Source organism: Pseudoalteromonas sp. XMcav1-K (assembly GCF_044005875.1).
GTDB lineage: Bacteria > Pseudomonadota > Gammaproteobacteria > Enterobacterales > Alteromonadaceae > Pseudoalteromonas > Pseudoalteromonas spongiae.
In genome coordinates this window covers 88,367-114,412 of record NZ_JBIPJE010000024.1, presented here as the reverse complement: position 1 = coordinate 114,412, position 26,046 = coordinate 88,367, and the positions used below count along the sequence as shown (strand labels likewise).

The following is a 26,046-nucleotide window of genomic DNA, read 5'->3' as shown; positions in this document are numbered from 1 at the left end:
ACCTCTAATTTTGGTTAGTCTGGCTACTTACGTGTTGCCATTTATTATTGTTATTGCAAAGCGCGTTATCGTCATGATGTGCGTGCGCTATCGCGCTATGAGTTTGTTCGCGCCACATCACTTGCCAGCCCGAATCCTGAAAGTTAAGGCGTACTTGGTGGTTATCGTGTTGATGTATAAAACAACCTGGTTTCGGTGATTCAAATTCACGCTCGGAAAAAGGGCCAATCTGGTAGGTGATCAGCTCGTCTAATGTTGGCCTCATAGCCAATTCACCTACACTGGATAAAATAGCGATTTCTTCTGCGGCATTTTGTAATTGGGTGCTAAGGCTTACAATGTTTGCCGGCAGTGCAACACGTTTACTTCGCTCGCCTACCGTGAGCATAAGAAGCAATGCTGCAAGCGCAAATATTGACACAATAGCCACAACAAAATAGGCGTTTTCTTTACGCCCATCTTGCTGCGGTACAATTTCCACAAAGCCCGCTTGGTAAAACGCGCGTTTATTCAAGTTCGGCATAATCAAACTCAGCAGGGCTTTCATGACCCGCGTCAAACACAATATAAAACTCGCCGTTTGGTTTACTAAACGACACACTGCCATCACTCGCGGTTTTGACTTCACGCAATAACGCTTCATCGTATGAGTACACTTTTAGTATTACTTCACCCGCTAGACTTGCATCAGAATAACCTGCGGTGCAGCTAAGCAGTTTTGCATCTGTATTGCTGACATGGCAGTTTAGCGTTGGAAAATGGGCATGTGCTTTAGCGCATAGCGCTAAAGACAACATGCCAATCACAGGGGAAATCAGCTTTTTCATCGTGATTTACTCAAAAATCACTTCAAATGCGTAGTATACGCGGGTAATTTCAACATCTGCTTCAGGATCGGTACTATCTATTTTATGATTAACCTTGAGCATGTAGCGCCCGCCTTTTGCGAAATTAAAGCTCACAAGGCCATCTTTATCACTTTTCAGTTCAAGGGCTTTTGGATTTTCGCTGTATTGAGGGGCTTCCAGCTCAATCACCACATCTTGATTTGCCACTGGTTTGCCGTTAAATAACAAGCTTACCGTTAAATCTTCACCGGTCACGTAATCTGACGGATGGGTGATTGGTAATACTTCAAAACCTTTATTTTTTGCTTTGAGTACATCGTTGGTGGGTGCTTTATTTGTCACGTACGACATTGCAATGGTTGTGTATGATGCCGTTTCTAAATCTCGCGCACCTTTTGGCGCATTGGCCTTTGCGTGTGATTTATTGCCGCGGATATGTTTTTCAGTGTCACGCTTACCAATTTTGTAACGCGAGTGATAGTTTGGACCGCGATGATATTCAAGTGCATATGTGCCTTCGCCCTCAACACCTAAATCGAATGTTGAAAAACGCGCACCTTGATAAAAGCTACCAATACGACGAACTTGCTTGCCATCGGCAGCGAATACTTTTACGCCTTCACTTGGCATAGCAAAATCAGGTCGGTATGTGGTGTGTGACGCAGTGATTTGAACCGGCACGTCAACCGCCTTTTCGCTATTCACCGTAAAGTAACTTGGCCAAATATAAATATCATGGGCACTTGCTAAACCTGATGCCAAAGCAAGTGTTAGCCCCGCGGTTACGTTTACAAATTTGGATTTCATTATTATTTTCCTTTGATAATTGTTACAGCGCCAATTTCTTTATCAGCGTCTAAGTGATAGCGTTCTTGGTTATCTGAGAAGTCGATTGGCATTTTTAGCAGTGAACGACCGCCGTCTTCACGTACCACTTCGATAAACAATTTGAATTGGCTTAAATCGCCCACATCGAGTGTTTCGCTATATTTGCCTGGACCTTTTGTCGCGCCAGTTACACCATCTGGCGTGTCGCCATAACGCCCTTGTTTGCGCCACCAACGACGAATGTCCACCAGCCATTTATCTTCTTTTCGTTTAGTTAAGTGCCAAAGCAACAACGTTTGATTTTGCGCTTTACTTTCAGCCCAAATTGCAACGTAAGGTTTGTGGTAGTCGCCGGTGGTAAAGCTCGGTAATTCAAATTCAACTGTTAAGGTATTTGCATGTGCAGCGACAGATGCAAACAAAAGGGAAGTCACTGCAATTAACTGCTTAAGCATCGATACGTCTCCTAATGCATTAAAGTAATGATAAAGACAAACAAGCTACTACCGAGTAGCAAAGCGATGTTGGCGTTTTTGCGCTCCATGCGGTTAACCAAAACCAGCCAAAAACCGCTGATCGAAAACAGCACCATACAAATCGCGCTAATATCTGAAAGCACGCGCCATAAGCCCGATACGTGCTTTGCCCGATGAACATTATTCAGCATATCGATAAGGGATAAGCGTCGTGAATCAACATGTGCTTGCCCTTCTTCAATAAATGCCTCAATTAGCGTGCTGCCATTTGGTCCAGATAAATTCAAAATGACCAGACTATCTAATTCATCCCAATCGATTTCGAAGTCAACTCCCGATACGCCATGTTCAACATCAAGCCAGTGCAGCAAGGTTAAACTGTGGCTCGCATAATGAGTTGGCCAGTCGGGTAAATCGGTAAGACTTTTTGGCAGCGCAATGGTTTGCTGTTGTTTTTCAACGTCACCACCTTTCCAATCGGGGTGGTTTAGGTAAATGCCCGTAATTGCAAAAAACACCATCAACACCAATACCGGCATTGCACTGAAAATATGGATTTTGCGCATAATGCGAGATACATAACTAACATCGAATTGCATTTGGCTATTTGACCTTGCCATACCACTAAAAAATCTTCGGTCTACTTATTTGTCGGGCAAATTCTACTAGCGTTCGCTGACACTTTGCAATAGCATATGATAATTATTTTCATTTAGATTTATAAATTAAACATGTTTCAGCTAGTCAAATATGGCAAAAACCTTATTAACTCTCAGCACGCTAACTTATCGTATTTATTGAATTTATTTATAAAATTGCTTTTTCTATTGGGCTTTGTTTTATGGGCGTGGATGTTCTCGTTAAATTCAAGCCATACTCAAACACGCTTTTCAATTGAGGGGGTTACGCAACACAGTAATGGCGAAAAAGTATTCGATAGTTTTACCATTAAACAACTTGAGTTTTTCGATGAAACTCGCTTAATTGTGCTTAACCAAGAGTTTGAGATAATCAATTATCTGTCTAGCAGACAACTCGCCATCGCCCACCTATTAGAACAAATCGGCTTATTGTTTTGTGCTGTAATTGTGGTAATTTCATTGGTTCTTTGGAAGCAAAAACGGCAGCAAAAACTATCGCTATTTGCCCTTTGTTTTGTTGCATGTGTGCTATTAAGTGGCTGCTTCACTTTGTTTAATCTAGATGTAAACAACGGCTTATCACTGTATGCATCAATAGGTATATTAAGTATCTGTTTTGTGTTTTATGCATGTTGTTACAGCTTATTGAATGCCCGTAGTCAAACCGCGAGTACCTTGCTTGCATTCGCCAGTCAATCAGGCACTGCGATGTCGATTGCAGAGCGCTTTCATAAACAGCTACCGAATACCTTTGATCTGCGTTGTTTGTCTTCTCTCACACCCGATTGTTTAGGCCAGTATCGCCAAGTGCTCTTAATCGCCAGCACTTATGGCGAAGGTGCGCCGCCAGAAACCGCGGTGACATTTCTTAATAAAATGAAGAAAACGCAAACGCTAACTAGCAAGGTGAATTTCTCAATTTTGGCGTTAGGCGATCGTACCTATCAGCATTTTTGTGCCTTCGGCCATCAGCTTGCACACTTATTATCATCAAAAGGTGCAAAGCAAATTACCGATGTGATTGAAGTGGACCGCGGTGATAAAGATGCCATTGGTCATTGGTGGCAACAAATTAGCCACGTTATTGGCAAGGAGCAATCGACCGTTTCATTTAATGATAACTATCACCGTCTAAATGCCCACAGTAACACGCTAGTGAACCCACAAAAGCCTAAGCGCGCTGCACATAGAATAACCTTTAAAAACGAAGGACTCACTTATCAGGCTGGCGATCTTTTGGAAGTAATACCCAAATACGACGCGATTAAGTGTCAACAAATGCTACGTGAAAAAGGCTTTGATTGTCAGCAACAGGTCATTTTTCAGAATACTGAAATGCCACTATTTGAAGCAGTAAGGCAATCGAACTGGCTTGGTGAAAACGCAACATCAGCTCAGCAACTTGTCGATGTGTTGACGCCGCTACCACCTCGGGTTTATTCAATTGCAAGCGCACCACACGAATCTCAATTAGAGATTTTTGTGCGTAGGCATTTCGATGACTTAGGTAAACCGGGACTTGCTTCAAATTACCTGTGTGATCTGAGTGAAAATGAACTGATAAGTGCTCGTATTAGGCGTCATGCAAATTTCCATCTACCTAAACGCCACTGCCCCACCATTTTAATCGGTGCTGGCACGGGTATTGCGCCACTAATCAGCTTACTAAAAGGTATGTCAGTCAATGAGCAGCGTGTACCGGCTTGGTTATTCTTCGGTGAGCAATCAAAGAGCACGGATTTTTATTTTAAAGATGAAATTAATGCCATGCGTAGCGATAAATCACTGACTCACTTTACCCCAGCCTGGTCTCGCGACGGTGGTGGTTATATTACTGAGCAGTTAGAGCAACATGCTAACAATATTAAAAAGTGGATGCTTGACGAAAACGCAATGATTTATTTATGTGGAAAACAAAAAGGGTTTGGCGACTCAGTTATCAGCTGTCTTAAATCAATTTTAGAAGAGCACGTCTACCAATCACTTATCGAGGATAAACGCATTAGAGTGGATCTTTACTAGCTAGTTAATAAGGACAATTTATTAACGTTAACTACATTTAGAACTAAGGGCGATTTACTATAAAACCGCCCTTTGAATTAGCGTTTAATTCCCTGACACAGCAAAGCATGAGTATTAGTACCTAATAACTCTTGGCTTTTAAGTTCAAAACCAGAAGCGTTAAACAAGCTTTGACATAAATCAGGGGTGAGTACTGTGCTGTGAGTCGGTTTTTTACCATAGGTTTTATGGTAACGATACAATAATTTTGCACGATTAATCAGTGACATTTTATACATGGTAACGCTCATCACAATCACCTGACCAAACGGTTTTAATACGCGATGACACTCTTTAAGTAGCTTATTTTGCTCAGGTACAACGTGTAATAGGTTAGCCATAAACAAGGTATCAAAGCTGTTATCGCGATAAGGTAAATTAAAGCCATCTGCCAACTGGGTTTTTACGTTATCGCAATCACATAAGCGCTTTTGGCAAACATTCAACATTTCCCTACTTACATCTGTTGCAGTAACCGACTGTGCATTGTCAGCTATCACTTTAGTATAAGTGCCATTACCACAACCGAGCTCTAGCACATGACCCGTACCATAAAACTTTGAAAGACGCGTTTTAATACGATCTATCTCCGATTTACCCACGACATAATTGTTACGATTTTCAAAATCAGTCGCAAACTGCTGCCATTGATTATTTAACGCTATCATCTGTTGAAACTCCTTTTTCTTAACAAGTTAAGGAAACACTTGTTAGGTGTGTGGTTTTCGCAGCATTGCTCATTTAGTTGCAAAGACAATGCACGATTCAAGAATTTAAGTTTAATAGTGAGTTTATTTTAGTTGTAGATAGTAATGATAACGGTTATCATTTGCAATATATTTAATTTATAACTAACGCTGGTGTGGCGCTATGTCACTACTGGCGAATTTTTTTGTCACTATGAAGACTCCAAAAAAAATAAACTTGGCGCTATTAATTGCTACCGCCTGTCTGTTTGAAAGCCACGCAAGTACCGTAAAAGACTATCAATTACTGGTCGATAAATGGCTTAACTTACATAAACAACGTAATCAACTGATAGCCGATTGGCAAAGCCAAAAACCTTTGCTTGAGCAACGATTAAGTTTATTAAATATTGAAAAACAGCGATTAAAAGAAAAACTCGCACAAAGCAAGCAGCACAATGATGAAGTCAGTGAGCGCCGTAATCAGATTTTACTCGCGCAATCTAAACTTGAATCTGAGCAACACGAGCTTGCATTGTGGCTCGAACAATCAATTAGTTACGCACACAGCCAAATAACAAGTCTGCCCCCTCCGTTAGCAAATACATGGCGGCAATCGCTTTTACAAATTACCGATGCATCGACTGACAGTGAAACCCTTGAAGTTTTGTTACTACTACAAAGCAAACGCCAAGCGTTTAATCAGCGCATAAGTTTTGAAAAGTCCAAAATCACGCTTGCAACAGGTCAAAACGTGTTACTTGAACAAATCTACATCGGTGAAAAGCTTGCCTATGCGAGTACACCAGATGGTACACAGACTGGCATTGGGTTTGTTGTAAACAATCAGTGGCAATGGCAACTCAATAATGAAACGCCTTATGCCGACTTTGTAAAAGCAAAAGCCATGTTACAGCACCGACAAGAAGCCGATTTTATTTCTCTGCCGGTAACCTTGGAGCAAACACCATGAAACTAAAGTTATGGTTAGTCACTGCGTTGCTTTGTGTTGTCACCCCGCTTAAAGCAAGCGACGTAATTCAATCGTTACAACACGATATTAAAAGTGCGCAAGCTGCACTCAACAAAACCGAAAAACAATTGGCACGTGAGAATAGTAATCTCAGCCGCGAATTGCTTAACGCTGAAAACGCTGTTCTGTTACTGCGTAAAGAAACTGAAGGCGTAATACGCGCACAAGATGAAGCAGCACTGTCGATAGAAGACGTTGAAAATCGCTTAAAACAATGGCAGCAGCAGTCGCAATATCAAACACACCTGTTAACTCGTTATTTAAGTGAAAGCGAAATCACGGCAAAAAGTGACGACTTAACAGAATTATTAGCGCTTGCGAAAAGAAGCTTTAGTGAAACACAACATAGGCAGGGGCTGTTTTATCAAAGTGAGGTTGTATTTAGCGATGGGAATACACATCAAGCAGAGTTAATTGATATTGGCCCATTCACTTATTTTAAAAGCGATAATGCTGCGGGTTTAATTGATAAATCTAGCGAGCACAATGAAGTCGCAGTATTACTAGAAAATGCGCATGATGCATTAACGCAGTTAAAAGACGTCGGCAGTGCGTTATTGCCAATCGACCCGAGTAACGGCCGCGCTACCATGACCTTAAAACAGCAAGAGAGCATTATTTCGCACATCAGCAAAGGCGGTGTTTGGGTCGCACCGATATTACTGTTTGCACTTTTCGCGTTACTTATTTCAATTTACAAACTGGTTCAGCTTGCAAGGCTCGACAAAATCGTGCCCGCAGTAACAGAGCGCTTATCTAACCTTAATGGTGAGCACAGCACATTGAAACTGGGCAGCTGGCAAACCGAACTGGTCGAAATTTGTAAACGCACACCAATTGGTCAATTAAGAGATGATTCACTGTTCAATGCCTTAAACGAGCAAAAGAAGCAACTCGATAACTTACTTGGCGCAATTGCTGTAACAGCTGCTGTTGCGCCACTGCTTGGCCTTTTAGGAACAGTAAGCGGCATGATTGAAACCTTTAAATTAATGACCTTGTTTGGCGCAGGCGACCCGGCTGCTGTGTCAGGTGGCATCTCAGAGGCACTCGTAACAACCGAGCTCGGCCTTGTTGTGGCTATTCCGGCGTTACTTTGTCATGCATTTTTGTCACGAAAAGTTAAAAGCCACTATCATCAACTTGAACAGTGTGCCATTTCACTTAGCCAATTTAACTTTAACCAAAACATAGAATTACACAAAGGCGCGGCATGATCACATTAAACGAATTATCTCATCCTATTGTAATCGCCATTTTAGCGCTCGCGCTGTTTGTTTATTACCGTTTGGTGTATGCCTTTATTGCCCGCAAACAGGTGTGTTGCTGTGGCCTTGGCTTTTGGCAACAATCGCTCAATTTATGTATTTGCGCGCTACCGCTATTAGGTTTGCTCGGCACAATTATGGGATTATTAGATGCCTTTGTTGCCATGTCTTATGGCGAAACAATGGCCTTGGGCAATAGTTTAACCGCCGGCATTTCAGATGCCCTATTTACAACACAACTTGGTTTGTTATTGGCCGTACCCGCTTGGATCCTCTACAGCCTAGTTAATCGCAGCTTAAATGAAGTACAGCGCCATGCAAGCTAACCTAAAACAACGATTGCAAAACGAGCAACAGCAACACATCGATTTATCGCCATTAATCGACGTGGTGTTTATATTGCTTATTTTCTTTATTGTAACCACTGTTTTTGTAAAAGAAACGGGGGTAGACGTTGATAAGCCTCAGGCATTATCGCAACAAAAACTAGAGCGCAATCTAATTATGATTGCCATTACTAACGCTAAAGAAGTGGTTTACGATGGTAGTAATATTGGCGTTGCCGGCGTCCGTTCGATTGTTAGCCAGCTGACAAAAGACAAGCAACGTGCGGTGGTTATTCAAGCCGATAAACTGGTACCAACCGAGCTTTTAGTACAAGTAATTGACGAAAGTAAACTCGCGGGTGCGAGCAATGTGAGCATTGCGACACAATGAAGAAAGTAACCTCGCATTCAATTGCCATGCTCGTTGCCTTTGCAATTCTCACATCGGCACTTTCCCTTGTGATGCTTTCGCGTTTTTTGACTAAAGGGATACAAAAACCGCTAACGGTGCGCAATATTGAGACAGTGAGCTTACCGCCGCCCCCTCCTCCTCCGCCACCAATGACGCAGCCACAAGTAGAGACACCCCAAATTGCTATTAGCGCAAGTGGTGATGGCCCACAAATCACCATGAGTTTAGTAAAATCAGAGGTGACCTATACACAACAGACAATTGATATCACTTTTCAGGTAGATGACATCAACTGGAGCGACTCATTGGATGTTGATTGGCAGGCGTTTGGCTTGAGTGACTTAGATTCCTTGCCACGATCACTTGCGAATCTCAAATTCAACGTTCCCAAAAAGATACGACGTAGCGGCGTAAAGCGTTTCGACATTGTGCTTGATGTATTAATCAACGAACAAGGCAAAGTGACGCTAATTGATATTAAAGAAAATCCATTTCCCAGTTTTAAAAAAGAAATTAAACGTATTGTTAAAATTGCCCGCTTTACCCCGCCTAAAAAAAATGGCGAGAACGTAAAAGCGCGCTTTAACTGGCCTATTGAAGTAGAAACCATATGAAAATTACTCTGTTCTTAACACTGCTATTCATTTGTACTAGTGCAGCTTCTAGCAGCGCACACGTCGATATCGCGATAACTAAACCGAGTTGGGATTTTGAAATTAAATACGGTTTATTATCACAAGATACTGCTAAGCTCACGGCTAACGAACAAACCATTGCAACAACAATAAAGCCACTGCTTGCTAAATCCGACTACAACGGCGCGTGGCTAGCCGTAAAGCAGTTAGAAATTAACACGTTAAGCCCTGCACTTGCGCAAGCGGTTGGTCAAATAGCACTACAAGTAAAACAGCTAGCGCACGCCGAGCGTGCTTTTCGCCATGCACTATCAAAAAGACCCGATTTACTACCAAGCCACCGCGCACTTGCCGCAATTTATTTAAAGTTGGAAGATAATCAAAAAGCAGCAAAATATCTCGCGAGTGCATTAACATTAGGCGACCAAGATGCAAGTTTGTTTGCACAATTAGCTTATTTGCATATGCAGCAAGCTCAACCCTACGCCGCCATTGCTGGGTTTAGACAAGCGCTTTTTTTACAACCAGATGGCCTTGATTACAAAAAAGGATTGTTATGGGCGTTAACCCAAGCCGGCGATGTAAACGAAGCAACGGTTTTACTTAACCAACTAATTGAAAACACACCTAACGAGGCTGATCTTTGGTTGCATCTTAGCCAAATTCAATTGCAGCAAGGTAAAGAAAAGAACGCCCTAGCAAGCATTGAAGTGGCAAGACGTCTTGGCAATAATAACCCAACCAACCTATTACTTAACGCCCAGCTCCATTTAAACCATGGTAGCAGTGACGCCGCGGTCAAATTATTAACAGAAATAATCAACAAAGATGAACCCGCTCATTTAGCACAAATCGTTAACGCATTAACGGTTTTGATAAACCAAAATAACGTATCGCAAGCACAAGTACTTGCGTCAGTGCTTGAAAAACACAGCACTAAGCTTAACTTTAAACATCAAAGCTTGTTGTTAACTTATCTAGCACTGTTAGCAGAGCGAAATGGTAAAACAACAACAGCAAAGCAATACTTAACCCGCGCAATTGAAACCGATGCCAGTAACGGCAAAGCCTTACTTCAACTTGGCCAACTTTATCAACATCAAAAACAACTTTCGCAGGCAAATAATTATTATGTGCGGGCAAGTAGCCTTGATAATTATAAAGAGCAAGCGTGGTTGTTCAGCGCGCAAATCGCAATTGACCAAGGTCAATATGAGCGTGCGATTACACTATTAAATAATGCGTACCGTGAAAACCCGACACGACGAGACTTACTTGCCAATATTAAACAATTAGAGCGATTAAAACGCGTTAAATAACAGATGAGTATGACAATTATTATTGAGTTTTTACTCTATTTAGGCTTTTTGATTACTTGAATCTGATGTAATATCCGTCACGTGCATGTTTTCTCTTATCAGTTTTACGTGCACTTTCTATACATTAAATACAAGGAAAGTAACTAGTGAAGTATCTAATTTTATCGCTTAGTCTATTTTTAACCGCATGTAACTCAACAACAAATATTGACGTTGCAGACACCATGAACTTAATCGCGCAAGCCGAAGACAATGCGCCTGATGGTGTACAAGGTACATTTAAATTTTTAGTTAAAGCTACCGGAAGTTCACGCCATGGTGAAGTTTACCTTAACACTGAACACGATTATCGCGACCGACGTGCAGTAGCCATTGTATTATCGCCTTCAGTGGTACCAGAATTTACCAAAAATTATGGCAAAGCGCCTAACGCGTTTTTCACAGGCAAAGTGATTGAAGTTACGGGTGAAGCAAAACGCGAAATTATCGATTTTGTTTCAAATGGAAAAAGAACGGGTAAATACTATTTTCAAACTCATATCCGGGTGTCGTCACTTGAACAAATTAAGGTATTAAGCTAACCACACAATTCGGGATTGTGCGCGAGATTAGCACAATCCCAACCTTTAATAATCACTGACCGAACGCTCAGATTAACTAGCGTTGTAAACCATAAATAGCATGGTCGACTATTTTGCCATTAAGATTCTCGGCACGTGTAATAACCCCTTCTAACGAAAACCCAAGACGCTCACAGACATTTCGGCTTGCAGTATTGTTAACGGCAACTGCAATCTCAACTTTTTCCATTTCGTATTGCGTAAACGCCAGTTCAATCAATTTAGTAACGGCGCGCGTAACAATGCCCTTGCCCTGAAAATCACAACTAAGCCAGTAACCAATTTCTACCTTTTTAAGCGTATGATCAATGGAATTAAAACTCACATTTCCCACTAATTCGCCTTGATAAATCATGGCACACACCAGCGACTTGCCATTAGCATAATCAATCAGTGAGCGAGTAATAAAATTCGAGAAAAACTCAATGCTGTCGGCATGACTTGGCCAAATCAACCAACGACTTAAATAAGCACGTTGCTTAGGGTCTGTTGATCTTTGCTGTTCTATTTTTGTTCTCTTAGAGCGTGCTTTTATCGCGGCGCTCGATGTGTGGCCTAGCAATCTAAGTGAATATCGAGCAACAATGAGAAAAGTGCGCTCAAAAGAACCGTTCGGCAGCGCTTGATTGGCTTTTCTACAGTGTTATCGGCTGACTCACATAGAATAACTATGCCACGCAGCCTCTGCCTTGTATAAAACCCAATCAAACTGCTGCAAAAATGAACTTGAAAGGTCAACAGACCCTAGTTACGATATCAAAATACGCCGTTGCAAACTTGGCATCAACCAACGCTAGTTTTAACGTGTTATCAACCGCCAGAGTAAACATAATCCACCTCGTTAAGCGCTCTAAACCATTGGTATAGTTTCTTTAACAAACAAAAAAGGGCCTTTAAGGCCCTTTTACACATCAGATTACGATTAACGTATTAATAAATCAACAATGTTTACACTGATGCGCTTCAATTTGCAGTACGCTGTGCTTTACCAAAAATTCTTGCAACAAGCACTTTTCGACGGCTAATTGACATAAATCGTGATGCAGTTCTTTGGTGCAACTCGGCTTTAGAACAATGTGTGCGCCGACGATCGTTTTACTGCCTTGCTTATCAACCGTTACATTGTGAACGCTGCTAATGTGCTCCAGATTGGTTAATCGTGATTCGATATCTGTCGCCGCTGGCAATGCGCTATCAGTTTCAACTAGGCCATCAATGCACTTTTTGATCACTCGAAAACCTGTTATCAGTACAAAAGTGGCAATAATTAAACTTGAGAAAATATCGATATCGACCCAACCAGTAAAGTAAATCACTATACCGGCGCTAAATGTTAATACCGTCGATAACAAGTCTAAAAAGCTGTGTAAGAATACCGCATAAACGTTAACGCTTTCTTTGCGTCCTTGATACAACACATAAGCCGATGCTGCATGAAATAAAAAACCAAGGCCAGAGACTGCCGTCATTAAAAAGGTATTTACCTCATGAGAGTGATCTGCGTGATTTACAAGCTTGTTGGTACTGGCAAAAATAATCGTCGCTGCGATGGCTAAATACAAAATACCGTTAATTAAGCCACCAATGAGCTCTGCTTTTTTATAACCCGCGTTATAGTTTTTTGCTAAGTGAATCGCAATACTTGAGGCGATTAACGCCACTACCAATGAACTGTTATGAACAAATAAATGACCGGCATCAGCCAGTACTGCCATAGAGTTGGCAAAAAACGAAACAATAAATTGAATCACCATAAAAGTGCTTGTAATAGAAAGGGCGATGAGTAAACGGCGCCTTGCAGTTTTATGGGTGGTGATATCTGTCATGAATGGGGATAAGTTAGAAACTAAAATGTTATAGTGTTTCAATTATAACGGTTAGTTTTCATAAAATCACTCCTAGTGCTTCTAAAACCTAAAATAAAATGATAGATTTTGCATATTGAATACAATAAAGAGTATTTTCATATGACGATAGGTGTAGGTGGCAGCACAATAGAACAAGCTTTAGCCAAATTAGATAATATGACGCAACAGGTTGCGCCAATTTCAAACGACGAACTCAACGCCCGTTTACAAAAAGCGCAATCATTAATGCAACAGCAAGGCATTGCAGCTATGTATATTGACGCGGGTACTAACCTAACCTATTTTACCGGTTTAAAATGGTACAAAAGCGAGCGTTTAGTTGGTGCTATTTTGCCAGCAAAAGGTGAACTATGTTACGTCGCCCCGCATTTCGAACAAGGTTCACTGAACGATTACATGAAGCTAAATGGCGAGTTTTTTGGCTGGCATGAACATCAAAGCCCTTACGCGTTAATTGCAGAAATACTGCAAAAACAGGGGATCAACGAAGGCAAACTTGCTGTCGACCCAAGCGCTGGTTATTTTCTTGTCGACGGCATTATAAAAGCAAACCCGCAACTTACAGTGATTAACGCTGATGTTATTACCGTGCCTTGCCGTGAATGTAAATCTGATGCGGAAATTGCCCTGATGCAAACCGCGAAAAATATGACATTAGAAGTGCATAAAGCCGCAGCAAGCATTTTAAAACCTGGTATTACGACAAGCGAAGTTGAAACGTTTATCAACCAAGCTCATAAAAAGGTTGGTGCATCAGGTTCATCGTTTTGCATTGTGCTGTTCGGTTTAGCAACATCCTTCCCCCATGGCGTAAAAGATCCTCAAGTACTACAAGAAAATGATTGGGTACTGATTGATACCGGCTGTATTGTTGAAGGCTATCATTCTGATATTACGCGTACTTATGCGTATGGTGAGGCAACTGATGAACAGCGTGCTGTATGGCAAGTAGAAAAAGAAGCGCAAATCGCGGCATTTAATGCTGCCAAAATTGGGCAAGCTTGTGAAGTGACCGATGCGGCTGCCCGTGTGGTAATTGATGCTGCTGGGTTTGGTCCAGAATACGAACTTCCAGGTTTACCGCACCGTACAGGTCATGGTTGTGGTATGGACATTCACGAATCACCCTACTTGGTAAAAGGTGACACCACACCACTTGCTAAAGGAATGGTATTTAGTAACGAGCCGATGTTGGTATTACCGGGTAAATTTGGTGTCAGACTTGAAGATCATTTTTACATGACAGATGAAGGTCCAAAGTGGTTTACAGAGCCTGCGCATAGCGTGGACGACCCATTTGGTTTGGCATAAACGCCACAAAAGCGCAGCTTGCTAGAGTAAGCTGCGCTTTATGACTGCAATCCCTGATAAAGTTGTTGATTTTCATTACGGTGTAAATTAAACAAAAACTTTCTTAAACGGTCACGTCCGCGTTGAACTTTGGCAATTTTCGCAGCTACAACATCGCGCTCCACTCGCACTGCTTCAAATTCTAGTGCCACTTGTTCTTCGTTAGGTAAGCTAATACATAACGACTTTTCGTTTAAAATACGCTTAAGGCTACGACGGTCGCTCACTCGAAACGCAATGCCGGTACTTGAAAGTGACAATAAGTCGTGTGCTTTGCCTTTTTGATCTTGCAATTCCACATTAACAAAATCACCGCCACGCCAACTGCGCTCACCATTTTGAATATCGACGATTTCAGGGGTACCAAGAACTGGTTTAAACTCACCGTTCTCAATTGTCATTTCGAGCGGAAACCACAACTGATAATGACTAATCTCAGCCAGTAATGTCAGTTTAGATTGCTCAAATACTTGATAAAGATTGCTTGGAATTTCAGATTTAATGCTAAGCGCATGGCCTGACTCCTCAGTTTGCTCAGGTGTTGATTTGTCTGCAAACATATTAGAGAAAAAAGCTAACTCTTCTTGTGATAATTCCATGCCCCAACCTTTCTTGTATTTAGAGCCTTCCACGTATGAATTGTTAATTTTTTATAGAGAAGAACGGGCTCTAGGTAACAAATGTCCCCATAAAGTTGTACAAACTTTATCGAAATTTTTGATTTAACTCAATGTTTCGACGGTGATTTTGTGTATTTAATCAACAAAATCGCGTTATTTTTGTAATGTATATTTGACAAAATGTAACCAAACGACTACCTAAGTGGCTTTTTTCTTGTTATTCGCCTCGCTAAACTGGCAACTAATCGTTTATCGATTAACATTTTGCTGGCGTTAATGTAAACATGCACAAATTTATATTTGAAGGATCTCACATGAAAAAGTCTTTATTAGCACTTGCGCTAACGGCGAGTACTGCGATGCCTGTTGCAGCTGAGCAGTTTAACTTTTCAAACGCTACGACCTCCGACGCAGATACACTTGTTTTATTCACCCATGAAAAGCAAGACGAAAACGTGTTTTCAAACTACCCTTTTGCACGCCAACTTAATCAAGCAATCGCTGCAAATGAATTTAGCGGTAAGTTTGCCACTAAGTTAGAAGTGGTTGCGCCACAAAACAGCATTTATAAGCGCGTAATGGTTATCGGTCTTGGCGATGACAACAGCTTGACACAATCAGAGCTGACAAAATTAGGCGGTAAGCTTTCTGGCATGTTAGAACAAAAATACATTAAGAATATTGCTGTTGATGCCTCATCATTTGCAAGCTCTGATCTTGCGCAACTTGCTCACGGCATTAACTTACGTGCATACCGTTTTGACAAATACCAAAAAGAAAAGCGTGAAGAAAAAGCGTTTACTTTTATTTCAACAAACGCAAACACTGCAAAACAAGAATACGCTCACTTAGCTAATATTGAAAAAGGTGTATTTCTAGCGCGTGACTTAATTTCTGAAGTCGCTACAGAAATGACACCAGTTGATTTTGCAAATGAAGCGAAAAAACTGAAAAAGATAGGTGTCGAAGTATCTGTATTAACACCAAAAGAAATCAAAGAACTTGGCATGGGTGCACTTGAAGCGGTTGGCCGTGGCAGCAATGAAGGTTCTCGTTTAGTTGTTGCCCATTATAAGGGCAGCGACGATGCACCCATTGCACTTGTAGGTAAAGGTATAACCTTTGATTCAGGTGGCTACAGCATTAAAACAGGTTCATCGATTGCGCGCATGAAATCTGATATGGCAGGTGCGGCAGCAGCGCTTGGTACGGTAAAAGCGCTTGCGTTAAACGAAGCGAAAGTTAACGTAGTTGCAGTAATGGGCATGGCCGCCAACATGGTATCGGAAAGCTCTGTTGCTCCTGGCGATGTTGTACGCACTGCAGCGGGTCACTCGGTAGAAATTCTAAATACTGATGCTGAAGGTCGTTTAGTACTGTCTGATGCGCTTTGGTATGCACGCACGCAATTTAAACCTCAAGTTATGGTCGATATTGCAACGCTTACTGGTTCAAAAGTACGTGCCGTTGGTAATCGCTATGCTGCAGTATTTTCAGATGATGACAGCCTAGTTGAATCTCTGACAGTTGCTGGTAAACAAGTAAATGAAAACCTATGGCGTTTACCACTAGGCTACAAAGATATGCTTAAAAGCCCGATTGCAGATTTCGCTAATATCGGTTCAGGTGGCCCGGGCGCTACAACTGCGGCGACTTTCCTACAACAGTTTGTGGGCGATACTAAGTGGGCGCACATTGATATAGCCGGTAATGCGCTTGCGTCATCAGCTAAAAATGAAGTGCCAAAAGGTGGTACAGGTTACAGCGTACGTTTATTAACACAATGGGTTGAGAATCAAGTTAAATAACTAACTTGACAGTACGACTTGATAGTGCGCTAAAAATAAAAAAGTGGGCATTGCCCACTTTTTTTGTGTTTAAGTGATCCGTAAAGATCAACACGTTCTAATACATAAGCTTAAAGCTGCCATGCATAACTAAATTTGGTAAAGAACGTACGCTCATTAGCTTTTAGACGTTGTTCGTCATCATCGCTAAACCCGTTGTCTGAATACCCTAAATAAAACAATGTTTGCGGGTTGAGCTTATATGAGTAAATCAACTGGGTGGCAAAATCACGCTCTTTATTGATCTGATTAGTAATCTCAAGCGGTGAATCACCATACTTGCCTACTTCATACTGCACAACAAGCTTCAACATGCTTTGCATATTAAATTTAAGGTTTACACGTAAGTCGGTTAGGTTAACGCGAAACGACAGAGCGTCATCGAGCTTCATTTCACTGTAAGTATGCGCGAGTTTAAACTGTAAATACTGATTCAAATCCCATGTTATTTTTGGGTTTAAATACAATGAATCACCAAGCTCCGCATTACGGTAATCGATGCGTTTACCTTCACGCGCATAAAGTGATATTTTTACATCACCCGTTGGCTTACCTGAAAACCACCAATCTCCATATTGTTCGTCGTAATAACGATTTCCATATTTCGTTTCACCTGCAATATACCCTACTTCTGTGTAAATATTGTAGATAGCCTCAAGGCCCGCGTATATTTCAAGTTCGCTGGCTAATTTATCGCCGTGTCGTTCGTAATTGATATCGTAATCGCCTTTCAGCCAATAATCCGTTACCGACTCGCCTTGTGGCATATACCAATGATAGCCGCCACCAACGAGGGCTTTTTCATAACCGGCACGTGTTACAAAACCTAAATCCGAACGAAAATCGGCATCAACTTGTCGATACGATGCTTTTAAATCATATGCTTTAGTGTTTCGTTGGTACTCAACATACGCGGTATGTCCTTGTTGATTTTCAGCAAGGTCAAAGTCAGTGACTAACTGTTCGGTGTTTTTAGTATCAGAATAGGCAAATTGATAGCGAATTTGGTCTTGTTCAGACAAATACGTTGCACCATCAACCGATGCTAAATTGTTATGATAGTTGCTACTTTGGCGGCTAGTAACCAACATACCTAAATTATCGCGTGAGCCGTAATCAAGTTGATAACTGGCAATCCCTGCATGCGCTTTTTCATCAACAACGGCTAGGTTAGACCCTTGCGTGCCAGGTAAAATCAGCGCACTTTGCTGGTCATTAGCATAAAGAACACCATAGGTGTGATTACCCGATTTACCCGTTAATTTTGCTCCCACATCTGGGTCAGCGATATTTCGGGTATGAACAAAGTTAAATAACTCCGTTTCAAATGTATCGGCTCCATCCAAGAAAAACGGGCGCTTTTCTTCATAAAACAAAGCAAATGTACTGTTTACATCAAGCTGGCTGGCATCAGCTTCAACTTGCGAAAAGTCGGGATTTATCGTTGCGTTAAGTACCGCATCCGATGAAATGCCGTAGCGAATATCTAAGCCAGGCTCAATATCAGCATCACCATTTTGCCAACTGTCGTTGTCACGCACATCACTACGGCTTGCCGTTAGTGTCGGTGTTAATTGTAAGTTTTGGCTTGGTTTTGCATGTTCAAAACCAGTAATTTTATCAAACTGACAGAAACTACATTTAATATCGTAATCAAATTTTATATTTGAGAATTGATTTAGCACACCACGTGGATAGTTACGGTATAGCGATAAACCCCATGTTTGCTTGCCATCGACAAGCGGAAAACGAATTGCCGTAAATGGAATAACCATTTCTACGGTATAACCCGTATCCGTAATTTGGGTTTTCGCATCCCAAATCGCATCCCATGATGAGTCTTCTTCCCATGAACCATAATCAGTCATACGTGCATCGGCTTGTGCGCCAAGGGCGTTTACATAAAATTGGTAACCGGTGCGCTCATCATTGAAGGTATCGAGCATCACAATGACATTGTCATCAAACCACAAGTCATCGCGGTCACGAATGGACGCACGAATTTTGCCCGGTTCTGGGTCACTTGCCTTAAACGCAACATACAGGTTGTTGCCATCTTGGTACATCCACACATGCGTTTCAAGCGACGCGGGAATTCCTTCTACCGGCTCTACTTCCCAAGCTAAGTCTACAAACGTCGCATTTTGCCAATGAGCCTCGTCTAATACGCCATCTACAACAATCGGTTGGTTAATATATTTAAGCTCAAAATTTTGTTTTGCAAACAGTGAAACACTTACCTGCAATAAAAAAATTGCACTAAGCCACGACAATTTTTTCACGACGCATCCTTACTTATTTTAATAATTTGTTAACATTTTCCATCTAAGCAATTCTAGTGCCAATGACCTGCCTTTGTAAACCCATCATTTATATACCTTTTTAATCATACTTTAGCGCTAGATAAGCGGCGCTATTTTACCGAATTTGCTTGAACTCTGGCGCGCACTTGCTTACAGTAAACGCCTATTAAATCAAGCAAAAGACGTGAAAATGGACAGCATTATAAAAAAAGGAATTTTACGCTTCGTAATTATTGCTGGCTTTTGCTTTTCTCAATTGATTTTTGCGCTAGAAGACGAGACGCTGACACAACAAATTGACAACATCAAACAACTTGATGATGTTAGCCAACAAATTGACGCATACCACGCAATCCAAACACAGCATCAGCTCAGTAATGAACAAACCGCACGCATTTTACATTTAATTGGGGCTAATTACGCAAAAATCAGTCAGCTAGAAAGCGCAATAGCGCCACTTAAGCGCGCACTACTGTTAACAAAAAACTCCCGTAAACGCTCAGACATTAACAGACTGCTTGGATTAATTTACTACTACAGCGACCAACCCGAAGAAGCGATTGCCTACTATTCCAAAGCATTGGCATTTCATTTAGAACATAATGCCCAAGTTAAAGCCGCTCACCTTGAAAATAATATTGCGTTAGCGTACGAAAAACTCAACCAATTCTCGCGCGCGCTCGATTATTATCAACAAGCCGAACCGCGCTACGTTGAATACGGTACAAAACAAGACGTACTGGATGTAAAACTAAATCGCGCAGGCTTGCTTGCTAAGCTCGGGCACAATTATAAAGCGGTCGAAATATACGATGACCTACTTAACAATCATTACCACGAGTTAGATGAAGACACCCAGTTTTTAACGCACAGTAACGTAGCTGTGTCGCTAAACGCGCTTGGTAAATACAATCGTGCTATTAAACATTTAAGTGATGCTAAAGCGATTCTAGTTAATAAAGATGACGCCTATCACTTAGCGTCTGTCGAACTAAACTTCGCGGATAGCTATATTTGGTTAACGGATTACCATCAAGCGCGCGTGCATATTGCTAATGCAGCAAAAATCGGCAAGAAGTTAAATAACCCTACAGTCAATTTTAGCGTTGCGTATCACCTTTCTCGCGTCGCTATTGTGTTAGAAGAGCCGGAAATGGCGCTTGAGCAAATCAATAACGCTATCGATATCGCAAAAAAAACGGGTAACAAACAACTTTTACAAAAAGCTTATTCCCAAGCGTTGATCATTTATGGCGCCAATAATATGGTGTCTCAAGCGTATGGCGTGCGCAAGCAACAACAACTTGTCAATACTGAAATCAAACAGCAAAATTTAAAAGAACGCCTCGCTCAAGAACAAGCATTCGAAGAGCGTAATCAACTCGAAACACGTGTCACCGAACTTGAAAAAGAAAAACAAATTCAAAAACTCGCAATAGAGAAATCAAAGCAACAGCGCATATTTTTTATCGTTGCAGGTCTTTTAAGCATTTTGTTGATAGTTGCAGCCCAGCGCCGTGCCCACGAGCGTAAAGCAAAGAAGCAGCTCGAAGTTATCGTGACGCAACGCACGCAAGAACTGCAAAAAACCAGCGAAGATTTACGCCAAGCAAGCTTGGTTAAATCTAAATTTCTTGCGAATATGAGCCATGAAATACGCACCCCGCTCACCGCAATTATTGGTCATTCAGAGGCGATGAGTAATGCCCATTATGATCTGCGTAACTTTAATAAAGATCTGGCGATCATAAATAACAACGGCAAGCATTTACTTGATTTAATCAATGATATTCTCGATATCAGTCGTATCGAAGAAAACAAATTAGAACTGGATATCAGTACATTTAATGTGAGTGGCCTGATTGAAGAAATTGGCACTATGTTTACCACATTGGCCAATAAAAAGAATATCGATTTTTACATTATTAATGCCCTTGACGATGACTTTGCAATTAAAGCCGATCAATTCAGGTTAAAACAAATATTACTCAACCTATGCTCTAACGCCGTTAAGTTTACCGACAAAGGCAGTGTTACCTTATCAATTCGTGAAACGTTTACTGGCATACGGTTTAACGTTATTGACACGGGCATTGGTATGGAAGAGCAACAGCTTGAAGAGATATTCGATAGCTTTACCCAAGGCGACAGTAGTATTACCCGCAGATTTGGTGGCTCAGGATTAGGTTTATGCCTATCAGAACAACTCGCCAATTTAATGAGCGGTTCAATCTCTGTCACCAGTGAAGTGCACAAAGGCAGCGAATTTACACTTCATTTAAATGTTGAGAAAAGTAAAGTCGCGAAACCGATTACCGTTGCGCAACGCGATGACAAAGCCATTTTTGAAGGCCGCGTATTGATTGCAGAAGATCATGATGATAACCGCGAATTAATTGTACGTTTGTTGCGACATTTGGGTTTGGAAGTGGTTGCAGTGGAAAACGGTGCGCAAGCAGTTGAAGAATGCAAACACGGACGCTTTGATTTAGTACTGCTAGATATTCAAATGCCGATATTAGATGGCATAGGCGCATTAAAGCAACTTCAAGGTTCAGGGTTTACCCAGCCAATTGTCGCCATTACGGCAAATACCATGCAACACGAAGTATTGAGCTATCTTGAGCAGGGCTTTGCTGATCACATTAAAAAGCCGCTCGAACAAGAAAACTTTATCTCGACACTTAGAAAATACGTTAGCTATGACAGCAAATCTCGCAGTCACAAAGCAATTAATATTTCAAATACAGTTGACACGGGTGATCTTGCTGCTAATTTCGCAGCAGGGCTTGAACGCGAAAAAGCCGCAATAAAATCGCTTTACAGCAACGAAAGCTGGGAAGATTTACAACAAGCGTTACATAAACTGCGTGGTGCGGCGGCTATGTTTAAATATCATTCGATTGAAGAAGCCGCAGATTACTTTGAAAAAGCGTTGAAGTACAACGATAAAGAAGCGTATAGCGAAGCACTAGAAGGCATTGAATACGCTTTGTCGTCGAGTCAAAAAGTCGTTTAATCTGAATAAGTCTTAACTCGATCTGCCAGATTTGATTTATAGACCTTAATCAAACCTGACGGTGAATAGCTGATTTGTGCCAAGCTCGGCCGTTGGAAGTTTTCTTCATCTAACACAAATATATTCTTACGATCACATTTAATAGCTTTAAATAAAAATGAACCAAAGAAATTAAGTGTTTTAGAGTGCTATTTTACCAATTTCGGTAAACTCTTCTCTTATGGATGTTAGGATGAGCCTGTTAAACTCTTGTGAATAGCTAATATTACTAAACAAATCTACAGAACCCTTTGGCAAAGAAGTAATATATCTAGACTTACCTGCATGGAAAGAGTGATATTTAACGTCAATTGAGTGTTTAGCAAGTATTAAATAATATATCCCTTCTTCTGTAGCATACCAGCTAAAGTGACTCGCAAGTCCATCACTTTTTAATAAAGGTATCGAATTATCAAGACTTCCATTATTGTTGATTTTTGCTAACCACAACTGATGATCATCATATGATGAAAAAATAATTGTGTTGTTATTTAGATATTGTGCTTTAACAACTGGTTGCTCACTCAAAGTATCTATCTTATTGTCAACTAGAGAGAGGCTTTCCAGTTGAGTTCTTTTTAGACTGGTTGAACTTACAATTAAATTGCGTCCATCTTCTGACCAACTCGGAATACCATACGAAACATTTGTATTTTTAAACTCATTAATTAAGCCTGTATTCAAGTTAAAAATCATTATTTTGTTTATTTTAGAGTTCTGTGCTTGAACTAAAAATGCGATTTTCTCGCCATTTGGAGACCAGCTTAAAGATCTTATATCACTTTCTAAAAACGTTAACTGCTCTTCTTTGCCTCCATCCATTTCACTTATCCAAATTTCGTTATAACCACTTTTACCCGAAATAAAAGCCAATTTTTTAGTTGCACTTGAGTAGTGTCCCTCATATTGTGATACATCGGAGTTAAGTAACGTTTCTTTGATAGGGTTAGAATGTTCTAAGTTGATAAATGAAACATACTTATGAATTTTTTTGTGTGTAAAGAAAATCTCATTTTCAACTCTGCTAGAGCTTGGAGCAGAAAAATTTTCAATGCCCAAACTTTCAGGTTCTCCGCCACTCGCAATTACTTTGTAGCCTAAATACTTACCTGATTTTTCTGAACTAAAATAAATATTGTCGTCTATGTGGTAAGTTATACCCTTTAAATCACTCTCTGAATGTGTCAAAACCACTTCTTTACCACTAGATAAGTGAACAGATACAATTTGCTCTGATGTTAAATTATACCTTCTCTCTAAAAAGACAAACTCATCATTTAATGAAAAAACTGCAAATTTATCTTCGTAGTTACAATTTTCTGAATTACATCTGATCATAAATGGCGCTTTTGCACTATTTAATTCTTTAATAAACACTCTACTTTTGCCGCTTTTTTCATCAACTTTGTTATAAATCAACTTATTACCTGTTGAATTCGAGGACACATAAGTATTGATATCAGGCGAACAGTAATCAATTGAGGATGTTTGGGTTGCAGATAACTCTTTAGTTTTAATTACACAGTTTTCATTTTCAATGTCTATATAAGCAATACCTTTACCACTATCAATCCAAGCAGGACTATGCTTTTCACCAGGCCCATCCGTAACTTTTCGTAGTATATTTGTTGATTTTAAATCCAGAGCATAAATTTCATTTCTTTCTCCAGGCTTTTTCCATGCAAAAGTAAGCCAATTTATGTTTGGAGAAAATTCCACCTCTCCAACTTTTCCGTTTAGTTTCGCAATTACGTTAATTATCTTTGGTTGAGAATCATCAACAAATAAGATTTTATGAGAAAAATAAGCCAAAGATACAGTGGAGACAAGAGTTAGCATGGTAATTGCGAAAAATGTAACTTTTTTGTTTTTTTCGCTTATGACTTTTGGTTCTACAACTAGGCGGTACCCTAAACCACGCTTAGTTGAAATATACTCTGTATTATCAAATTCACTAAATGCTTTCCTTAGTAGCCATATTGTATTAGTGACTCCTTTTTCACCGACATAAAAGTTACCTTGCCAAACTTGTTCAATTAACTCCTCTCTTGAAACATATCGATGATAGTTCTTAATAAGGATACACAATACCTCAAAACATTTATTTTGACTCAGGCATAACTCAGTGTTCTCGAAGTGAACGCTTTGTAAATCTTTATCCACCAGAAATGAGCCTATTAAATACTTCGGCATTAATACCCTCTGTTAAATTAATAAGTTTATAGACCAATGATGCTTCAATTTAAGAAACCTGTCTACGAAATCGAGTTTATCTTAACTGATTGATATTTTTAACTATTGATATTCATAAGATATTCAAGAGACATTTATAGAGACTAATTTTATGCCCTTAGCTGTGTTTGATTGATATAAAAATGTACCTAATTAAACAACTAGCGATTTAAATGAACAGCATATTTGAAATCTTTTCTAGAGGTTTTGGACCTTCGAGCTCTCATACTGTTGGACCTACTAGAGCGGTTAATTCATTTTGTAATGAACTGATTGAAAAATCATTATTAGACACCGTTAATGAAATAAACATTGATTTATATGGTTCGCTTGCGAGCACTGGTATAGGGCATGGCACTGGGACTGCAATTATTTATGGATTAATGGGCTTCATTCCGGAAACGATCGATATCGTTTTAGCTAAAGTGAAGGCTGATTTAGTTAATGCCTCTGGTGTACTCCTTTTGAACGGAAGTAAATCTATAAGGTTTTATCCGAATGACAATATTCATTACAACCCTAGAGTTGAACTTTCTGGTCATCCTAATGGGATAAAAATAACAGCAAGTTTTGAAAATAAAAGCGAAGAGATGACACGAATTTATTACTCAATTGGCGGCGGTTTTGTTGTTTGTGAGAATGAAATTAACTCTTTGCATCATCATGAAGGGCCATTTAAGAATATCAAAACGTTTAGCGATATAAAAAAATTTTGTAATGAAAAATCTTGGAATTTATCTACTTTTGCTAGAAAAGTTGAAGAGCAATTTACAGACAATATTGACCAAGAGTGTTATCAACTTTGGACTGAAATGCAAAGCTGTATTGAGGCAGGTTTCCTGTCCTCTGATAGTATTTTGCCAGGTAATCTAAAAGTAAAAAGAAGAGCACCATCACTATATTTGAAGCTCAAACATCTTCTCGACTCCAATGATAGATCTTTAAGTGAATTAGATTTTCTGAATTTATGTGCAATGTCAGTAAATGAGGAGAATGCAGCTGGTAACAAAATAATTACAGCCCCAACTAATGGCGCCGCAGGTGTCATACCGTCAATCCTCAGTTATGTAAATTTTTACATCAAGCCTATAACCCCAAAAGTAGCTGCGGAGTTTTTTCTAATCGCAAATACCATCGCAAATATTTACAAGAAAAACGCTTCAATTTCTGGGGCTGAAGTTGGGTGTCAAGGTGAAGTTGGTGTTGCCTCTTCTATGGCTGCAGGAGCGTTAGCTCATATTTTAGGTGGAAGTATAGCTTCAATTGAAAATGCTGCAGAAATAGCCATGGAACACCATCTTGGAATGACTTGTGACCCTGTTCAAGGGTTAGTGCAAATACCATGCATTGAAAGAAATGCGATGGGAGCCGTCAAAGCTCTTAACGCAGCACGAATGGCTGTGTACTCACCCAATGAATCAAAGGTCTCGTTAGACGATGTTATTAAAACGATGTATGAAACGGGAACAGATATGAATTCTAAATACAAGGAAACGTCAGAAGGAGGATTAGCTATAAACGTCAAAACAATAATGTGTTAAATCATGGGGAGTTTTTATCTGAATGACTCACGCAACTATTTTAAAAATTTATATACATAATCTGATAGGGAAAA

Annotated in this window: 23 protein-coding genes; 12 read left to right on the top strand and 11 right to left on the bottom strand. The window is 40.3% G+C overall.

The features are described from left to right. Nucleotides 1-4: 4 nt before the first annotated feature. Genes ACHSBP_RS02765 through ACHSBP_RS02745 form a run of 5 tightly spaced genes read right to left on the bottom strand, consistent with a single transcriptional unit; the run spans nucleotide 5 to nucleotide 2,772 of the window. On the bottom strand, nucleotides 5-523 hold the full coding sequence (locus ACHSBP_RS02765; RefSeq protein ID WP_395388106.1) for a hypothetical protein: 519 nt from the start codon (nucleotides 521-523) through the stop codon (nucleotides 5-7). Beyond that, the gene (locus tag ACHSBP_RS02760; protein WP_394226115.1) at nucleotides 507-827 is read right to left on the bottom strand and encodes a hypothetical protein; all 321 of its coding nucleotides are present in this window, start codon (nucleotides 825-827) and stop codon (nucleotides 507-509) included. The genes ACHSBP_RS02765 and ACHSBP_RS02760 overlap by 17 nt, the downstream gene beginning before the upstream one ends. 6 nt (nucleotides 828-833) lie before the next feature. Continuing rightward, nucleotides 834-1,655 (bottom strand): DUF4198 domain-containing protein, encoded by an 822-nt coding sequence (locus ACHSBP_RS02755; RefSeq protein ID WP_395388105.1) that lies wholly within the window; start codon nucleotides 1,653-1,655, stop codon nucleotides 834-836. 2 nt (nucleotides 1,656-1,657) lie between these two features. Beyond that, a complete protein-coding gene (locus tag ACHSBP_RS02750) occupies nucleotides 1,658-2,131 on the bottom strand; it encodes a DUF2271 domain-containing protein (RefSeq protein WP_395388104.1) in 474 nt (157 codons plus the stop codon). 11 nt (nucleotides 2,132-2,142) lie between these two features. Continuing rightward, the gene (locus tag ACHSBP_RS02745) at nucleotides 2,143-2,772 is read right to left on the bottom strand and encodes a PepSY-associated TM helix domain-containing protein (RefSeq protein WP_395388103.1); all 630 of its coding nucleotides are present in this window, start codon (nucleotides 2,770-2,772) and stop codon (nucleotides 2,143-2,145) included. Nucleotides 2,773-3,003: 231 nt separating this feature from the next. Between ACHSBP_RS02745 and ACHSBP_RS02740 the strand changes: the two genes are divergently transcribed. Beyond that, nucleotides 3,004-4,815 carry a flavodoxin domain-containing protein gene (locus ACHSBP_RS02740; protein WP_395388102.1) on the top strand — a complete coding sequence of 604 codons (1,812 nt, stop codon included), beginning with the start codon at nucleotides 3,004-3,006 and terminating at the stop codon, nucleotides 4,813-4,815. Nucleotides 4,816-4,892: 77 nt separating this feature from the next. On the opposite strand, the gene ACHSBP_RS02735 is transcribed toward ACHSBP_RS02740, so the two are convergent. Continuing rightward, the gene (locus ACHSBP_RS02735; protein WP_138633329.1) at nucleotides 4,893-5,522 is read right to left on the bottom strand and encodes a class I SAM-dependent methyltransferase; all 630 of its coding nucleotides are present in this window, start codon (nucleotides 5,520-5,522) and stop codon (nucleotides 4,893-4,895) included. 232 nt (nucleotides 5,523-5,754) lie between these two features. On the opposite strand from ACHSBP_RS02735, the gene ACHSBP_RS02730 reads away from it, so the two are divergent. From ACHSBP_RS02730 to ACHSBP_RS02700, 7 genes are all read left to right on the top strand, one after another. After that, nucleotides 5,755-6,513 (top strand): DUF3450 family protein, encoded by a 759-nt coding sequence (locus ACHSBP_RS02730; RefSeq protein ID WP_395388101.1) that lies wholly within the window; start codon nucleotides 5,755-5,757, stop codon nucleotides 6,511-6,513. Next, complete coding sequence (locus ACHSBP_RS02725) at nucleotides 6,510-7,790, top strand: MotA/TolQ/ExbB proton channel family protein (RefSeq protein ID WP_395388100.1); 1,281 nt, start codon at nucleotides 6,510-6,512, stop codon at nucleotides 7,788-7,790. Before ACHSBP_RS02730 ends, ACHSBP_RS02725 begins: the two co-directional genes overlap by 4 nt. Beyond that, entirely contained in the window at nucleotides 7,787-8,167 is a 381-nt protein-coding gene (locus tag ACHSBP_RS02720; RefSeq protein WP_138633320.1) for a MotA/TolQ/ExbB proton channel family protein, read from the top strand. The genes ACHSBP_RS02725 and ACHSBP_RS02720 overlap by 4 nt, the downstream gene beginning before the upstream one ends. Continuing rightward, a complete protein-coding gene (locus tag ACHSBP_RS02715) occupies nucleotides 8,157-8,558 on the top strand; it encodes a biopolymer transporter ExbD (RefSeq protein WP_100915075.1) in 402 nt (133 codons plus the stop codon). Before ACHSBP_RS02720 ends, ACHSBP_RS02715 begins: the two co-directional genes overlap by 11 nt. Beyond that, on the top strand, nucleotides 8,555-9,193 hold the full coding sequence (locus ACHSBP_RS02710) for an energy transducer TonB (RefSeq protein WP_395388099.1): 639 nt from the start codon (nucleotides 8,555-8,557) through the stop codon (nucleotides 9,191-9,193). Before ACHSBP_RS02715 ends, ACHSBP_RS02710 begins: the two co-directional genes overlap by 4 nt. Continuing rightward, on the top strand, nucleotides 9,190-10,533 hold the full coding sequence (locus ACHSBP_RS02705) for a tetratricopeptide repeat protein (protein WP_395388098.1): 1,344 nt from the start codon (nucleotides 9,190-9,192) through the stop codon (nucleotides 10,531-10,533). The genes ACHSBP_RS02710 and ACHSBP_RS02705 overlap by 4 nt, the downstream gene beginning before the upstream one ends. 146 nt (nucleotides 10,534-10,679) lie before the next feature. Next, a complete protein-coding gene (locus ACHSBP_RS02700; protein WP_010559310.1) occupies nucleotides 10,680-11,114 on the top strand; it encodes a hypothetical protein in 435 nt (144 codons plus the stop codon). 76 nt (nucleotides 11,115-11,190) lie between these two features. Here ACHSBP_RS02700 and ACHSBP_RS02695 read toward each other — a convergent pair whose 3' ends face one another. Next, nucleotides 11,191-11,715, bottom strand: coding sequence for a GNAT family N-acetyltransferase (locus ACHSBP_RS02695; RefSeq protein WP_395388097.1), 525 nt, complete (start codon nucleotides 11,713-11,715; stop codon nucleotides 11,191-11,193). Between the two features lie 376 nt (nucleotides 11,716-12,091). After that, the gene (locus ACHSBP_RS02690) at nucleotides 12,092-12,979 is read right to left on the bottom strand and encodes a cation diffusion facilitator family transporter (RefSeq protein WP_054979191.1); all 888 of its coding nucleotides are present in this window, start codon (nucleotides 12,977-12,979) and stop codon (nucleotides 12,092-12,094) included. Between the two features lie 141 nt (nucleotides 12,980-13,120). Between ACHSBP_RS02690 and ACHSBP_RS02685 the strand changes: the two genes are divergently transcribed. Further along, nucleotides 13,121-14,332 carry a M24 family metallopeptidase gene (locus tag ACHSBP_RS02685; RefSeq protein WP_395388096.1) on the top strand — a complete coding sequence of 404 codons (1,212 nt, stop codon included), beginning with the start codon at nucleotides 13,121-13,123 and terminating at the stop codon, nucleotides 14,330-14,332. A 38-nt stretch (nucleotides 14,333-14,370) separates the two neighbouring features. On the opposite strand, the gene ACHSBP_RS02680 is transcribed toward ACHSBP_RS02685, so the two are convergent. Continuing rightward, nucleotides 14,371-14,970: a hypothetical protein gene (locus ACHSBP_RS02680; protein WP_010559314.1), complete on the bottom strand. Its 600-nt coding sequence runs from the start codon at nucleotides 14,968-14,970 to the stop codon at nucleotides 14,371-14,373. A gap of 335 nt (nucleotides 14,971-15,305) precedes the next feature. On the opposite strand from ACHSBP_RS02680, the gene ACHSBP_RS02675 reads away from it, so the two are divergent. Then, the gene (locus ACHSBP_RS02675; RefSeq protein ID WP_010559315.1) at nucleotides 15,306-16,799 is read left to right on the top strand and encodes a leucyl aminopeptidase; all 1,494 of its coding nucleotides are present in this window, start codon (nucleotides 15,306-15,308) and stop codon (nucleotides 16,797-16,799) included. Between the two features lie 110 nt (nucleotides 16,800-16,909). Here the strand turns inward: ACHSBP_RS02675 and ACHSBP_RS02670 are convergent, their stop codons facing one another. After that, nucleotides 16,910-19,120: a DUF5916 domain-containing protein gene (locus tag ACHSBP_RS02670; RefSeq protein WP_395388095.1), complete on the bottom strand. Its 2,211-nt coding sequence runs from the start codon at nucleotides 19,118-19,120 to the stop codon at nucleotides 16,910-16,912. Nucleotides 19,121-19,331: 211 nt separating this feature from the next. On the opposite strand from ACHSBP_RS02670, the gene ACHSBP_RS02665 reads away from it, so the two are divergent. Continuing rightward, nucleotides 19,332-22,160 carry an ATP-binding protein gene (locus tag ACHSBP_RS02665; RefSeq protein WP_395388094.1) on the top strand — a complete coding sequence of 943 codons (2,829 nt, stop codon included), beginning with the start codon at nucleotides 19,332-19,334 and terminating at the stop codon, nucleotides 22,158-22,160. A 180-nt stretch (nucleotides 22,161-22,340) separates the two neighbouring features. Here ACHSBP_RS02665 and ACHSBP_RS02660 read toward each other — a convergent pair whose 3' ends face one another. Continuing rightward, nucleotides 22,341-24,392, bottom strand: coding sequence for a winged helix-turn-helix domain-containing protein (locus ACHSBP_RS02660; RefSeq protein WP_395388093.1), 2,052 nt, complete (start codon nucleotides 24,390-24,392; stop codon nucleotides 22,341-22,343). A gap of 212 nt (nucleotides 24,393-24,604) precedes the next feature. Between ACHSBP_RS02660 and ACHSBP_RS02655 the strand changes: the two genes are divergently transcribed. After that, entirely contained in the window at nucleotides 24,605-25,972 is a 1,368-nt protein-coding gene (locus ACHSBP_RS02655; RefSeq protein ID WP_010559319.1) for an L-serine ammonia-lyase, read from the top strand. Nucleotides 25,973-26,046 lie beyond the last annotated feature (74 nt).